Origin of the sequence: Mucilaginibacter gracilis, from assembly GCF_003633615.1 — a bacterium.
Taxonomy (GTDB): Bacteria; Bacteroidota; Bacteroidia; order Sphingobacteriales; family Sphingobacteriaceae; genus Mucilaginibacter; species Mucilaginibacter gracilis.
This window is the reverse complement of sequence record NZ_RBKU01000001.1, coordinates 1,978,242-1,992,679: the sequence shown is the minus strand read 5'-3', so window position 1 is coordinate 1,992,679 and position 14,438 is coordinate 1,978,242. Positions and strand designations below refer to the sequence as shown.

Genomic DNA, 14,438 nt, shown 5'->3' with positions numbered 1-14,438 from the left:
AACAAATTCATAATAAAACGGTTGTCATTGCGAGCGATAGCGTGGCAACCGCACGTAAGCCGGTCAGCGATACAGAGCGAACATGCGTCGGTGCGATTGCTTCGTACCTCGCAAAGACAAAGTGAGCTATTTTAGTGAAATAAAGTTTTGGCACATTCCGTTTTCACCGCGCATAAAATCGATATACCATCAAACAGTACAACAAAACACGTATTGCACCAACGCCCAGTGGCTTTTTGCATTTGGGCAATGTGCTTTCGTTTGTTATTACTGCTGCTTTAGCCCGTAAACATGGTGCCAAAATTTTGCTCCGGATTGATGATATAGACCAGGCCCGCGCCAATGAAGCCTATATTCAGGATATTTTTGATACCCTTAACTTTTTAGAAATACCCTGGCATGAAGGCCCGCGCAACACCGAACAATTTGCCGGCACTTATTCGCAATTGCACCGTATAGATACCTACCAGGCCGCATTAACAACACTTGCCAATAAGGAGCAGGTATTTGCCTGTACCTGTTCGCGCAAGCAAATTTTGGTAAATAGTGTTTGTGGATGCATTAGCAAAAAACTACCCCTAACTACGCCCAATACAAGCTGGCGCTTAATTACCTCACCAGATGCCGAGCTGACCGTAAAAAACTGCAACGGTCAAATTACAACCGAAAAGTTACCGTTGGAGATGCAAAACTTTGTGGTTAAAAAAAAAGATGGTTTCCCGGCGTACCAGCTAACATCGGTTATTGATGATGTATTTTTTGGTGTTGATATAATAATACGCGGCGAGGATTTATGGCCCTCAACTTTAGCGCAGCAACAACTGGCATTAGCCTTGGGGCTACAACAAATAACTGATGCTGCGTTTTATCACCATCGGTTAATATTGGGTTTTGATGGTGCAAAGCTTTCCAAATCGGCAGGGGCAACATCTGTGCGTTACCTTCGCCAACAAGGTAAAACACCGGCAGATATTTATACCATAATTGCCCGCATGCTGGGTATCAATAAAACAATACCCCATTGGCAGCAACTTGCCGAAATAGCAGTATTTGAGGATATATAAACCAAAAATGCCCAGCGTTAAGCCAGGCATTTTTGGTTTCAATTAAAATTTAAGCCTGTTGTGGCATATGCTTCATGGTTTCTTGCAGGTTTAAGTTTAGGCCCTGGGCTATTGCCATGCCTAAATTAATATCGGCCCTAAACCAGTGGCAAAGCTGGCGGTTCACAATAATTTCCTTTTTAGGCCCATCAATGCCACTCATCGAATTAACGATGTTTTTAATTAAATCGGCTTTGGCATCGGCAGTCATTATGCGGTACAAATTGCCGGGCTGGGTATAGTGGTCGTTCTCGCCTTCGGCATTACGGTCGTACCAATCGGCAACGTGGCTGTTTAAATCCCAGGCCGGTTCTTTGTAAGCCTCATCGGCCACAATATCATCAAAACTATTTGGGAAATAGTTGGGGTTTGAACCCTGATTGCCATCAACACGCATTTGCCCGTCGCGTTCGTAATTGTTTACGGCAAAGGGGCACCTGTTTACCGGTATCTGCTCGTAGTTGCCGCCCAACCTATAACGGTGCGCATCCGGGTATGATAGTAAGCGCCCCTGTAACATTTTATCGGGCGAATAGCTAACCCCATCAACAACGTGTGCCGGGGCAAAAGCCGATTGCTCTACGTGGGCAAAATAATTATCCGGGTTTTTATTCAGTTCTAAAATACCTACGTCGATAAGCGGAAAATCGCCGTGAGGCCAAACTTTGGTTAAGTCAAAAGGGTTCCATTTGTAAGTTCGGGCTTCCTCTTCGGTCATAATCTGTATCTTCATTGCCCATTTAGGGAACTCGCCTTTATCAATATGGGTTAATAAATCGTGCTGGGCAAAATCCGGATTTTTACCGCGCATCTCTCCTGCCTCTTCATCAGTAAAATTTTTGATGCCCTGCAAGGTTTTAAAATGAAACTTAACCCAATGGCGCTCGCCCTTAGCGTTAATAAGCGAAAAGGTGTGGCTGCCAAAGCCATCCATGTGGCGGTAACCGTAAGGCGTGCCGCGGTCGCTCATTAAAATGGTAACCTGGTGCAGGCTTTCGGGGTTTAACGACCAAAAATCCCACATCATGGTTGCGCTTTTGCAATTGGTGTATGGGTCGCGCTTTTGGGTATGTATAAAATCGCCAAACTTTTTAGGGTCCTTTACAAAAAATACGGGGGTGTTATTGCCAACTAAATCCCAGTTACCTTCTTCGGTATAAAACTTTAGTGCAAAACCGCGCGGATCGCGCTCGGTATCTGCCGAACCTTTTTCGCCGCCCACGGTAGAAAACCTTAAAAACGTTTTGGTTTGCTTGCCTATGGTGTTAAAAATTTTAGCGCGTGTATATTTACTTATATCGTGGGTAACCGTAAATGTACCGTAGGCACCAGATCCCTTGGCATGTACAACACGCTCGGGAATACGCTCACGGTTAAAATGCGCCATCTTTTCGTGCAAAATAAAATCCTGGAGCAAAATAGGTCCGCGTGGGCCAACGGTCATTGAGTTTTCATTCTCCGCATAGGGAATGCCCGACGCTGTAGTCAGTTTTTTCTTTTGTTCTTCCATAATGTTATGTTTTTCTTATATCAAAGCTGAGGAAAATTATGCTATAGAAAAAATCAATAATTATTATATTTGAATAGATTTTATCTATATCACGTTATGACATTAGTGCAACTGGAATATATTGTAGCCTTAGATAGCTACCGCAGCTTTGTAACCGCCGCCGAAAAATGCTTTGTAACCCAGCCCACCCTAAGTATGCAGGTGCAAAAACTGGAAGATAACCTGGGTGTTAAAATATTCGACAGGAGTAAACAGCCCGTTGTGCCTACCGAGATAGGTATTGAAATTATTGAACAGGCCCGTATTTTACTGGGCGAAAGCCTCAAAATAAAAGAGATTATTAGCGACAGGCAAAAGGATTTATCGGGCGAGCTAAAAATTGGCATCATCCCCACCATATCGCCGTATTTGCTTCCGCGGATAATTAACCGCTTTATTGAAAAGTACCCGCAGGTTAAATTAATTGTTTGGGAACAAACTACCGAGCAAATTATACAGCAGGTAAAGCTGGGCATGATTGACTGCGGCCTGCTATCAACCCCGCTGCACGAATCGACCTTGTTGGAGATACCTGTTTTTTACGAAAACTTTGTTGCCTATGCATCTAAAAGCAGCCACCTGTTTAAAAAGAAAACCATTAGCCCTGATGATATTGATATGGAAGAAATTTGGGTATTGAACGAGGGCCATTGCATGCGCGAGCAGGTGCTTAACATTTGCCAGCGCAGACGCGCAACCAAGGGCTTCCAACACTTTGAATATAATACCGGCAGCGTTGAAACCCTAAAACGCATGGTTGACCAAAACAGCGGCGCAACCATTTTGCCGGAACTGGCCCTATCAGACCTGAGCGATAAACAACTGGACAAGGTGCGGCACTTTAAATCGCCGGAGCCGGTGCGCGAGGTAAGCATAGTGATACAAAAAAACTATTTAAAGCGCCGCATGATAGAGGCCCTTAAAGCCGAAATACTGGAGTTTGTACCCAAGCGGATGCGTAGCCGCAAAAAAAAGGAAGTTATGGAAATTCAATAACTACGTCATCACTTACGGGGTGGCCTGTGCAGGTGAGTATCCAGCCTTTGCTTAAATCGGCATCGGTTAATACATCGTTAACGGGCATTTCAACCTTGCCGCTTTTACAAATAGCTGTGCAGGTTGAGCAAATACCGGCCCGGCAACTGTAGGGCAAATTAATTTTATTTTGCAGCGCAGCCTGTAATATCGATTGGTTTTCGCCAACCATTAAATTGTATGTGATGTTATTAAAATGGAGCTTTATTTGTTTTGGCGCAAAGCGAAGGGGCGTTGCTGATACCGGCACTGTTTCGAGTACAAAGTTTTCTTTACGTATTTGCGCGGGCTCAAAACCCATGTAGGTTAAGGTTAGCCTAACCATGCGCATGTACACAAAGGGGCCGCATATTAAAAACTCGGCATCGGTAGGGGGATGCTTTAGGTTGGCGTTAACCAGTTGCGTTACCAACTCGTTATTGAGCCGCTTGCGTGGCGAACTGTTTTCGCTCACGCTGAACAGATAAATCACCTTTAGCCTATCCGGAAACTCATCGGCAAGTTTATTCAACTCGTGATAAAACAGAGCCGTTTTTGCCTGGTGGCTGCTATACACCAATGTAATATTACTTTTTACGGGGTGCGCTAAAATATACTTAATGTGCGCGTATACCGGGGTAATGCCACTGCCTGCGGCAAAGTAAAAAATATCTTTAGCGGTGGTATAATTGGCTACGGTAAACTTTCCGGCTGGGGCAAGCGCGTTCCAAACATCGCCTAACTGTGTTTTGGTGAGCAGGAAACGGGATATTTCGCCATTTTCCATCCGTTTAACGGTGATGGAAAGATACGCCTCATGCGGCGACGAACTTAGCGAGTACGACCGCCGTATTTCGTTTTGATGGTGCGAAAAAATGAGTGTAATAAACTGCCCTGCCTTGTAAATTATTTTTTCGCCACTTACCGGGGTTAAAAAAAATGTTGCTGTATCGTTTGTTTCCCATTTAATGGCTTCAACCCTTAACTGCAACATATTTACCCAACCTTTAAAACAATTTTACCAAACTGGTTTGATTTTTCCATTTTAGCAATGGCAGCGGCAGCCTGCTCCAGAGGGAACACCTCGTCAACAACGGGTACTATCTGGTGCTTATCAATAAGGGTAAGCATGGCGTCAAACTCATCGGTAGTACCCATCATAGAACCTAATAATTGTAACTGCTTGTAAAAAAATCTGCGGGCGTTAAACGCCGGGAAATCTCCGGCGGTGCCGCCAAAGGTAACAATGCGCGCGCCGGGGTTGCATATATCGGGCAGTTTAGCAAAGCCTTCGCCTAAAGCACTATCAATAACCACATCAAAGCCCCCGGCTAACTGCTGCAATTGCTTATCCCAATCGGCATCTTTATAGTTAACGCCATCGATTGCGCCCAGGCTTTTAGCCAACTCTATTTTATCAGCCGAGCCTGATGTTACGTATACCGTGGCACCCGCAGCAATGGCCCATTGTATAGCAAAACTACCTGTACCGCTACCTGCGCCTACTATAAGCACCTTATCTGCGGCCTTTAATTTGCCTTTGGTAAATAAAGCCCTATAAGCAGTTAACCCCGCCAACGGAATAGCCGCGGCCTGTTCCCAGGTTAAGTGAGCCGGTTTGGGATGCAGGTATTGGGCTGGAGTTTTTACATATTCGGCAAAGGTACCGTCTTCGGGCAGGCCCAGTATTTTAAAATCTTTACCCTGAAAGTCGTTGCTATCGCCATAATCATGGCTTGGGTTAATAATAACCTCTTTACCTATCCAGGCAGCATCCGTTCCCTCGCCAACGGCTGTAACAATGCCTGCACCGTCTGATCCTAAAATGGATGGGTATTTAATGCCGGCGTATTTGCCCACGGTTATCCAATAATCGCGGCGGTTTAATGCAGCGGCTTTTAACTGTACCAATACTTCGCCGGGGGCAAGTGTTGGTATTTCAACTTCTTTGTAAACTATCGGATTTTCGGCGGATTCGAGAACTATGGCTTTCATATCTAATTTTTAGATCAATACGGATTGGCCACTAATGTAGATAGTTTAACAAAAGTTAAAATACGATGTTTGATATTATGACAATATGGAGATAAGCAGATTAGGCAAACCAACAGCTACAGCAATGCCATAAAGTGCATCAAGCCAAAAAAAGCGGCCCAATGTACCCGCATATATAAGCCCTACAATAGGGTATCCAAATATTTTTGCTGCTATGGAAGTATCCTCGTCTTTTAAGCCATCCCATATTGATTTGGCATCGCCCGTGCTTGGAAAAGCATGCATGGCAATGGAAACGCCCATGTATATCAACACAAAATCAATAGGGGTGGCGTTGTTCAGTTTAAATATGGGCAGCGCAGCCGGGAAAGCAATGATAGCCCCCAAAACGGTATTCACGATAAAGGGCCCAATGCTTATCATGATGTGCTGAAATTTGTTTGATACCTTTTCGTGCAAAACATAACCTGCGGGGTTGCCGGTTTTAAAATAAACCACTTTAAACACAGGTACGTTAAACAACCAGCAAAAAAACTGATGTGCCAATTCGTGCACAATAACGCCGGGGAATGTAGCTAAACTAATGAGTACACCTGGTATAAAAAACATAGCTAATTATTTATTAAAATGTAACTTTTCCGCTGATAACATCCTTGGTGTATTGCATATACCCTAAGTCGGATGAATCTCTATCCGTTTTGGCAATTAACGCATCACGCTCGGTTGTATTTCCGTTTAAGTGGTAAGCAAGTGCAAGCGTGGCTATGGTGTAGCCGTCCTTATAGTTTAAACCATAGCTGCTTTTTGCCATTTTTAAACCTTCGGCTTTTTTGCCCTGTTTTAATATGGTGCGCGCCTTTGTAGAAAGAGCCAAAGGTAACTCATGGTTAATGGCTACCATTTTATCGCAATAATAAAGCGACGAATCCAATTGCTTTATCTCTCTTTTAACAGATGTTTTGAGTTGCAGGGCAAATATATATTCGGGATCTATAGCCAGGATCCGATCCGTCAGGCTATCGCATTTTTTTTTATCGGTATCAAAAAACTTTGCAGCATAATTGTACCGCGCAAACAGGTCGGCAGGATTTTTATCAATATATTGCTTGTAAACAGACTCGGGAATGGCGTCAAATTTAGCATTGTATGGTTTTGCAACCACCATGAACGAGTCAGTTGGGAAATAATTATTGGCCTTGCTTTCCAAGTAATTAATTTGGTGAACCAGTGCGGTATCTTCAAACGTTTTGCCGGTAAGCTTGCGTGCCATTTGACCTAAGGTTTTATAATCCAGATTATAAAATGCGGCTATTAGTAGATGGCCCGGAATTTCGATAGCATCGGGAGCCTTATCAATAATTTTTTCAAGCTCGCGCTGGGAGGTTAAATATTTGCCTTCTTTTTCGGCTTTCTCGGCTTTGGCAAGCGAAAGCGCCGTCGAAAAATTTGTAGGGATTTCAAATATGGCAACCACAAACAATAGCAGCACAAACGCTCCAAATAATTTTACCCATAATGGGATGGAAAGTTTGTTAAACCCATCGCGACAGGGTTTACATAAGGCATTAGCATAGCCCTCAACTATTTGCGGGTTGCCGCAATTCACACAGCCGCTTTTGGCTTCCGCAACGGCGTTATTTGTGGTCGTTAGGTCTTCCATATAATACTTTAAATATAAATATTATATGGACATTTATAATAACAATTTAATAAAAAAGCGGCGAAAATTTTATATCTCCGCCGCTTAAATATTTACGTTATTTACTTACGCTATCGCTTTTTTGTACAAATCGGCAACGTGGTTCCAGTTAACTACATTGAAGAATGCAGCCAGATATTCCGGACGACGGTTTTGGTATTTTAAGTAGTAAGCGTGTTCCCAAACATCAATACCTAAAATTGGGGTGCCTTTTACTTCGGCAATATCCATTAAGGTGTTATCCTGGTTTGGGGTTGATGTAACAGCCAGTTTTTTATCAGGGGTAACAATTAACCATGCCCAGCCCGAGCCAAAACGGGTTGCACCGGCATCTGACAGCTTGGTTTTAAACTCGCCGAACGACCCGAATGTGCTTTTGATAGCTTCGGCTAAATCGCCGGTTGGCTCGCCGCCACCGTTAGGTGTTAAAATTGTCCAGAAAAAAGTGTGGTTAAAATGGCCGCCGCCATTGTTACGTACAGGAGCTGGAAATTTAGAAATATTGTGGATGATATCTTCAATGCTGCTTGTAGCCTCCGGTTTACCTTCAAGTGCTTTGTTTAAATTGGTAACATAAGCCTGGTGGTGTTTACCGTGGTGAATTTCCATTGTAAGTTTATCAATGTGCGGTTCTAATGCGTCGGTAGCGTATGGTAACGCTGGTAATTCAAATGCCATGTGATTTTATTTTTAAAAGGTTAAATAATGTCTGTGACAAAGTGTCGATACAAATATAAAGGCAAAGGGAGCATAATTGTTCAGTCGAATGTTAAGTTTTAAGTCTTTTATTTCTAAAAAACTCCCTAACTAGCTCTGCGCATTCATTTTCCATAATTCCGCCAGTAATTAAGGTTTTAGGGTGTGTTATTTTTTGATTGAGACGCCCAAAACCGCGTTGGGTATCATAAGCCCCAAAAACAATTTTACCAACCTGAAACCAGTATGATGCACCTGCACACATTACGCACGGCTCCATAGTAACGTACAAAGTACAATCGGGCAAATACTTGCCTCCCGTGTGGTTGGTGGCGGCGGTAAGGGCCTGCATTTCGGCATGGGCCGATACATCGTTAAGCCGCTCGGTTAAATTATGGCCGCGGCCAATAATTTGCCCCTTGCAAACTACTATGGCACCAATAGGTATCTCATCTTCGGCCAGGGCAAGGCGCGCTTCCCGCAAGGCTTCCTTCATAAAAAAATCATCGGGAGATATTGGGGGTGCTTCGTCGCTAAAATTATAAAATCGCATTCGGTTTAATTATTAAACTTCTTTTCCAGATGGGTTTCGGTTTTAACCAGCATCATAACAGCTATGCTTATCCCCGAAAACATGGCGGTTATGGGCAAAACTAATTCGTATTTAAGGGGCAATACATCGGCCAGCAACAACCCAAGTATAATTGCGCCACTGCCGTATTTAAGCATTAAATTGGCCGAATAGGCCTGAGCATAATCCCAATTTTGTTGGCTTTTTTTCGCAATATCTGTGCGGTAACCATACCAGTTGTTGATGCGTTTTGGCGGGAAATATTTTTGGATAAGCCCCACAATTAATATAATTAAACCAACCAATTGCGGGCCAACCAGCCAATGTGTTAAAACCATATTACATTAATTTATGTCCGTTTGGCACGGGCTTGTCAATAGTTGATAAAACAATATCGCCATTTTCGTCGGCAAAACCGGTAACCAAAAATTCGGACATAAAGGTAGCTATTTGTTTTTTTGGGAAATTAACAACACCTATAATTTGTTTGCCTACCAACTCCTCTTTGCCATAGTGTTTGGTTATTTGTGCGCTGCTCCATTTAATGCCCAATTCTCCAAAATCAACCTGTAATTTATAGGCTGGCTTACGCGCTTCGGGAAAATCAAGCACCTGTAATACCGTGCCAGCGCGTAGTTCAACTTTTTCAAAATCGTGCCAGGTTATGGTTTCCATGCTTCAAATATAAAGCTCATAGTTGATAGATCATGGTTGATAGCTAAAAAGAAACCGCAAAGTGCATGTTCATAGTGGAAAAAACTATCATACCAACCCCACATCACGAACTATCAACCATGATCTATGAACCATCAACTATTCTCCACTAACCATTCACTAAATAATTACCTTTGCACCCATCATGATCGACGTTATATTAAAAAAGGGTAAAGAAAAAGCAGTTCAGCACAGGCACCCCTGGGTGTTTTCGGGTGCGATAGAAAAGGTTAAGGGCAAACCCGAAAATGGCGAAATTGTTAAATTACTTAATGCCAAAGGCGAATTTATGGCCTATGGCTTTTATAACGATCAATCGCGCGTGGCCTTGCGTTTACTCGAGTGGGACGAAGCCGTAGCCGTTGACGAAGCCTGGTGGCGTGCCAAGGTTGGAGTAGCAGTTGCAGCACGCAGCTATATTTTAGAAGATGGCTTTACTGATACCTGCCGGTTAATTTTCAGCGAAAGCGATTACCTTCCGGGTTTAATAGTTGATAAGTATGCCGATCATCTTTCGTTGCAAATACTAACATCGGGCATGGAAAATATTAAGCCGGTTATTATTGATGAGCTGCAAAAGTTATTAAAACCGGCAAGTATATTTGATAAAAGTGATGCATCATCGCGCGAGCACGAGGGTATGCAGCCATCATTTGGTATACTGGCCGGAGCACAACCGCCCGAACTGGTTGAGGTTGTGGAAAACGGCATTAAATACGGAATTAACATTGCCGAAGGTCAGAAATCGGGCTTTTACTGCGACCAGCGTGATAACCGCCGCGTTTTTGCCGGCTATGTTAAAGATAAGGCTGTGCTTGATTGCTTTTGCTATACCGGCGGCTTTACCCTGAATGCCTTTAAACAAGGCGCCAAAACGGTAACCAGTGTTGATAGCTCGGCATTGGCTATTGAAACTTTGAAAAGCAATTTAACTTTAAACGGTTTTGATGAGCGCGAACACCGCGCCATACAATCGGACGTGAACAAGCAATTGCGCAAGTTTAAGGAAGATGGCGAGATGTTTGATGTGATTGTGCTGGACCCGCCAAAATACGCGCCATCCCGATCGGCACTTGACCGCGCTGCCCGCGCTTATAAGGACCTGAACCGTCCGGCTATGCTGATACTAAACCCCGGTGGCTTACTGGCTACATACTCCTGTTCGGGCGCTATGGACATGACCACCTTTAAACAAATACTGGCATGGGCCGCCCTTGATGCCGGTAAACAGGTGCAATTTATTCACCAGTTTTGCCAACCCGGCGATCACCCGGTAAGTGCCACCTTCCCCGAAGGCGAATATTTAAAGGGGTTGCTTTGCAGGGTGTTGTAGACAGGCATCAATATGATCTCCATTAAGCTGCGGAAAATAGTCCATGATTTGCTGGTGCGACATGCCTGATGCCAACCTGTTACTCCTAACGGAGTATTTTATTTTAAAAAGATATGCTTTTAAGTGGCTCCCTCAGAGAAATTATTCAAGGTTTAAAAAATGTTAAACCATTTGAAAATTTTGAGTATACGACCTGCATGAGCCTACCCGTCGTGGCATCAAAAACCAACATCCATCTGTCGGTTCCTTTTTTTGAGGCAGGGATAAAAATTGAGGTGTATAAATCAACGTCTGTGCCTGTGGTAGCTTCTTTGTAATCAAATACTTTTTCAACAGCTTCAATCCGGGTTAACCCATCTAACCGTAGTTTAGGGGTTTGCAGATAAACACCGGGTTGCTTTTTGAAATTAATGCTTGGTTGAACAAACTTTTGGCTGCCATTAATAAGCACACTGTTTTTATCAAGATACCGTGCCTTAAACTGTACTTTATTTTGGAAGAGAAGAGCAATAATCAAAGCATATTTCATTGTATGGTATAATTGATTAGTTGATCTATAATCAACCAACAAGCTTCATAAGGCGTTAACCCGTTCAAAATATCCGCCGCTTTCATTTTCGGCTATGAATAAGGGTAGAAATACAAAGGCTGTATATCCCCAGTTGGAAGTGTTGAAACTCAAATTGTTTTGGTTATCGATACCCAATTGACATTTATAGTAAACCCACGTCCACAGAATTACATATTCAGGGTTAATACGGGTAGTTCTTTTTACAAGTGTACTTTCGTTTTGCTTTATCCTTCCCTTGTATAAAATAGTCTTTAAAGGTTTATCTCCCGATAACAAACTTATTGATGCGGTGTGTTTATCTATTACGTCTATCCTAACGTAACACGCTGCACAAGTATCAATTATCAGGTTTTCTCTATTATTAAGAATGCTCCACAAATACAGATTATTAGTTGTGCTCTTGTTTTTATATACACCATTTAATTTCTGAGCGATTTTACTTTGACGGGACAAGGTTTTGCCTTGATTATTAACTGCACATGAGGATGATAAAACAATTATTAACGACGCTACCGAAACACTTTTCATTACTATGGAATTAATAAAATTTTGTCGTTTCAAATTAGTTAAAAAACTATTTCCCCATCGCCATATAATCAATAGCCAAATTACACAGCGCTTTTACGCCCAGGGTAAAACCACTTTCGTCGATAAAGAAATCGGGGGTGTGGTGGGCGGGTGCTTTAACCGGGTCGCCGCCTTTGGGCAGCCCGCCCAGGTGTATAAATATACCGGGTACCTTTTCTTCGTAAAAGCTAAAGTCTTCGGCACCGGTTTCGGCCTGGCGTAGTATTACGTTATTTGCCCCGGCGGTAGCCTGTAGTGTGGGTAACATTTTGGCCACCAGGTCGGGGTTATTGTAGGTTACGGGGTAATGGGCACTGTAGGGTATTTTTACTTCGGCGGTGGCGTTGTTGGCTTCGGCGGTTTTGGTCACAATTTGCTTTACGCGCTCAATTATCATTTTCTCGTCGTCGGCACTAAAGGTGCGCACGGTGCCCAGCATGGTTACCGTTTCGGGGATAATGTTTTGCCGGTTTCCGCCATTAATGGCACCAATGGTTACCACGGCAGGGTTTGCGGTGATGTGCAGGTTGCGGCTCACTATGGTTTGTAGGCTGTTAATAATTTCGGCAGAGGTAACAATAGGATCAACACCCGACCATGGGTAGGCACCGTGCGACGACCGCCCTTTTACCACAATTTGCATATCGTTTACGGCAGCCATATCGCCACCGGGGCGATAGCTGATTGTACCCACCGGTTGGTAGGATTGGATGTGCAAACCAAACACAGCATCAACTTTCGGGTTTTCCAATACCCCCTCTTTTACCATTTGCTCGGCACCGCCTTTTTCGCCGGGAGGCAAGCCCTCTTCGGCGGGTTGAAATATAAATTTTACGGTGCCGTGCAGGTTGGCTTTCATCGACGATAATACTTCGGCCACGCCCATCAGTATCGCCATGTGCGAATCGTGTCCGCAGGCATGCATTACGCCAACCTGGTTACCCATATAAGTAGTAGATACCTTTGATGCAAACGGAACCGGGGTACGCTCGGTAACGGGCAAAGCATCCATATCCGCGCGAAGCGCAACAACCGGGCCGGGCTTGCCGCCCTTTAAAATGCCTACTACACCTGTGGTGGCTACACCGCGCTTAACCTCGATGCCTAAACTTTCCAGGTGCTTTGCAATAATTTCGGACGAGCGAAACTCATGGTTGCCCAATTCGGGATGCTCATGAAAATCTTCTCGCCAGGCTATTATTTTTTTCTCAATAGCATCGGCACGTTTGGCAACTTCGGCCTTTGAGGTGGGTTGCGCCAACGATGCCAGCGTAGCAAAGCTGCATAAGGCAAGGAGTACGGGTTTTTTCATGAGATAAATATAACTAAGCTATTTTAAAAGTGTTGTTTGCTCACCTACAATATGTTCTGAGCTTTATTTGAGGTAATAACGGTCTGTTAAACCTCCATGTCTTTAGCTTTCTCGTCGGGCATGAGTTCTTTACGGTATAACTCAACAAAATCATTAAACCAACGTTCAAATAACTCCAATGATGCTTTATTGCCGCTTGAATAGAGGCGCACTAACCTAACCCAGTCGTAATCGGTTTTTTTGGATTTAAAATCGTCGGCATGGTTTTTATTGACGTAAATTTTAAAGCTGTGGTTAAAATCGCTTGCTATATTGGCCAAACTACCCGAGGCAAACATGATACCCATAATTACCAGGGATAAATCGTTCACGCTTTCAACACCAAACATCTGGGGCCGTTTTAGTATTGCAGCTACCCAATCGTAAAAGCGGTTAAAGGCTTCGGCCCTATCGTTTAATAAATTACCCCGAACGGTTTGTGCACAAATAAGTACTTCGTGCAAGTCTTCGGCGGGCAAAGCATCTATTATTTGTTTTAATTCTTCCTCTATTTCAGCCTTATTCATCTTTATTTATAACCTTAAATGCCATTTTTACGAGCATTAATAAAATTTAGTGGTATAATCTCGCTATAAAACCTAACACAAACGTAACCCAACCTAAAATAAATATCCATTTACCATGTGCCCTATCTGTAGCGGTATAGCTATATACGCGTTCGCCATTGGGCAAGGTTTTTTTAAATTTCCACAATATCCACCCAATACATATGCCTAAAACGCCTCCTAACAATACACACATATAACCTATAACTATCCAAAGGGTTTCCGTTTTCTCGGGCTTCCTTAAAACGGTTAAGCGTTGTTGCCTAATTAATTCTATTTCCGGGGCATTTATTGCTATCCCGCGGTCATTTAATATTTTACGAGCGAGGGCAAAATCAAAGGCGCTCCATTCATCCTGATTTATAATAATGTCGCGTAGTTCGTTATCGGCAAAAGCAAACAAATAGTAGTCGGGTTCAACATTATCAATATTCTGTTCTTCTTCGGCAACTAAAAGCTCATTTACAGTATCAAAATCTTGTTTGCGCAGTTTAATACAATACTCTTTTGCCAACTCATCATTAGCCACAAACGAGGGGTTAAAAACCAGCGAATTATCTTCAACTTCGTAAGCAAAACCTTTTTCGTCGAGCAGTGCGGTTAGCCTTTTTGCAAGGGCAGGTTCGTTAAAGCGCCTAAAGGTTAAAAATTCGGGGTCCATATTGTGCTGGTTTTGTTTTATAGGTTTAGCAGTAAGTTGATTTAATAA

The 14,438-nt window shown here is 43.2% G+C and carries 18 protein-coding genes; 3 read left to right on the top strand and 15 right to left on the bottom strand.

Annotation, left to right across the window (positions count from 1 at the left end; genetic code table 11):
* Positions 1-188 precede the first annotated feature (188 nt).
* A complete protein-coding gene (locus tag BDD43_RS08590) occupies positions 189-1,064 on the top strand; it encodes a glutamate--tRNA ligase family protein (protein WP_317128822.1) in 876 nt (291 codons plus the stop codon).
* 49 nt (positions 1,065-1,113) lie between these two features.
* On the opposite strand, the gene BDD43_RS08585 is transcribed toward BDD43_RS08590, so the two are convergent.
* Positions 1,114-2,613, bottom strand: coding sequence for a catalase (locus BDD43_RS08585; RefSeq protein ID WP_121197291.1), 1,500 nt, complete (start codon positions 2,611-2,613; stop codon positions 1,114-1,116).
* A gap of 96 nt (positions 2,614-2,709) precedes the next feature.
* Between BDD43_RS08585 and BDD43_RS08580 the strand changes: the two genes are divergently transcribed.
* Positions 2,710-3,648 (top strand): hydrogen peroxide-inducible genes activator, encoded by a 939-nt coding sequence (locus tag BDD43_RS08580; protein ID WP_121197290.1) that lies wholly within the window; start codon positions 2,710-2,712, stop codon positions 3,646-3,648.
* Here the strand turns inward: BDD43_RS08580 and BDD43_RS08575 are convergent.
* From BDD43_RS08575 to BDD43_RS08540, 8 genes are all read right to left on the bottom strand, one after another.
* Complete coding sequence (locus tag BDD43_RS08575; protein ID WP_121197289.1) at positions 3,632-4,660, bottom strand: ferredoxin--NADP reductase; 1,029 nt, start codon at positions 4,658-4,660, stop codon at positions 3,632-3,634. The genes BDD43_RS08580 and BDD43_RS08575 overlap by 17 nt on opposite strands.
* Positions 4,661-4,662: 2 nt before the next feature.
* On the bottom strand, positions 4,663-5,661 hold the full coding sequence (locus BDD43_RS08570) for a quinone oxidoreductase family protein (protein ID WP_121197288.1): 999 nt from the start codon (positions 5,659-5,661) through the stop codon (positions 4,663-4,665).
* 75 nt (positions 5,662-5,736) lie between these two features.
* Positions 5,737-6,270 (bottom strand): DUF3267 domain-containing protein, encoded by a 534-nt coding sequence (locus tag BDD43_RS08565; protein WP_121197287.1) that lies wholly within the window; start codon positions 6,268-6,270, stop codon positions 5,737-5,739.
* A 13-nt stretch (positions 6,271-6,283) separates the two neighbouring features.
* On the bottom strand, positions 6,284-7,321 hold the full coding sequence (locus BDD43_RS08560) for a hypothetical protein (protein WP_121197286.1): 1,038 nt from the start codon (positions 7,319-7,321) through the stop codon (positions 6,284-6,286).
* A gap of 105 nt (positions 7,322-7,426) precedes the next feature.
* Positions 7,427-8,038, bottom strand: coding sequence for a superoxide dismutase (locus BDD43_RS08555; RefSeq protein WP_121197285.1), 612 nt, complete (start codon positions 8,036-8,038; stop codon positions 7,427-7,429).
* Positions 8,039-8,129: 91 nt separating this feature from the next.
* Positions 8,130-8,609: a nucleoside deaminase gene (locus BDD43_RS08550; protein ID WP_121197284.1), complete on the bottom strand. Its 480-nt coding sequence runs from the start codon at positions 8,607-8,609 to the stop codon at positions 8,130-8,132.
* A 5-nt stretch (positions 8,610-8,614) separates the two neighbouring features.
* Positions 8,615-8,965 carry an SdpI family protein gene (locus BDD43_RS08545; RefSeq protein WP_121197283.1) on the bottom strand — a complete coding sequence of 117 codons (351 nt, stop codon included), beginning with the start codon at positions 8,963-8,965 and terminating at the stop codon, positions 8,615-8,617.
* A 1-nt stretch (position 8,966) separates the two neighbouring features.
* Positions 8,967-9,302, bottom strand: coding sequence for a tRNA-binding protein (locus BDD43_RS08540; protein WP_121197282.1), 336 nt, complete (start codon positions 9,300-9,302; stop codon positions 8,967-8,969).
* A 184-nt stretch (positions 9,303-9,486) separates the two neighbouring features.
* Here BDD43_RS08540 and BDD43_RS08535 point away from each other — a divergent pair, with 184 nt between their 5' ends.
* A complete protein-coding gene (locus BDD43_RS08535) occupies positions 9,487-10,674 on the top strand; it encodes a class I SAM-dependent rRNA methyltransferase (protein ID WP_121197281.1) in 1,188 nt (395 codons plus the stop codon).
* Here BDD43_RS08535 and BDD43_RS31045 read toward each other — a convergent pair.
* The 6 genes from BDD43_RS31045 to BDD43_RS08505 form a co-directional block, all read right to left on the bottom strand.
* Entirely contained in the window at positions 10,645-10,719 is a 75-nt protein-coding gene (locus tag BDD43_RS31045; RefSeq protein ID WP_394339630.1) for a hypothetical protein, read from the bottom strand. The genes BDD43_RS08535 and BDD43_RS31045 overlap by 30 nt on opposite strands.
* A 100-nt stretch (positions 10,720-10,819) precedes the next feature.
* A complete protein-coding gene (locus BDD43_RS08525; RefSeq protein WP_121197279.1) occupies positions 10,820-11,203 on the bottom strand; it encodes a hypothetical protein in 384 nt (127 codons plus the stop codon).
* Between the two features lie 45 nt (positions 11,204-11,248).
* Positions 11,249-11,773, bottom strand: a complete 525-nt coding sequence (locus tag BDD43_RS08520) for a hypothetical protein (RefSeq protein WP_121197278.1) — start codon at positions 11,771-11,773, stop codon at positions 11,249-11,251.
* A gap of 46 nt (positions 11,774-11,819) precedes the next feature.
* Positions 11,820-13,124, bottom strand: coding sequence for an amidohydrolase (locus BDD43_RS08515; RefSeq protein WP_121197277.1), 1,305 nt, complete (start codon positions 13,122-13,124; stop codon positions 11,820-11,822).
* Between the two features lie 86 nt (positions 13,125-13,210).
* The gene (locus BDD43_RS08510; protein WP_121197276.1) at positions 13,211-13,690 is read right to left on the bottom strand and encodes a hypothetical protein; all 480 of its coding nucleotides are present in this window, start codon (positions 13,688-13,690) and stop codon (positions 13,211-13,213) included.
* Positions 13,691-13,736: 46 nt separating this feature from the next.
* The gene (locus BDD43_RS08505; protein WP_121197275.1) at positions 13,737-14,390 is read right to left on the bottom strand and encodes a hypothetical protein; all 654 of its coding nucleotides are present in this window, start codon (positions 14,388-14,390) and stop codon (positions 13,737-13,739) included.
* Positions 14,391-14,438: the final 48 nt, after the last annotated feature.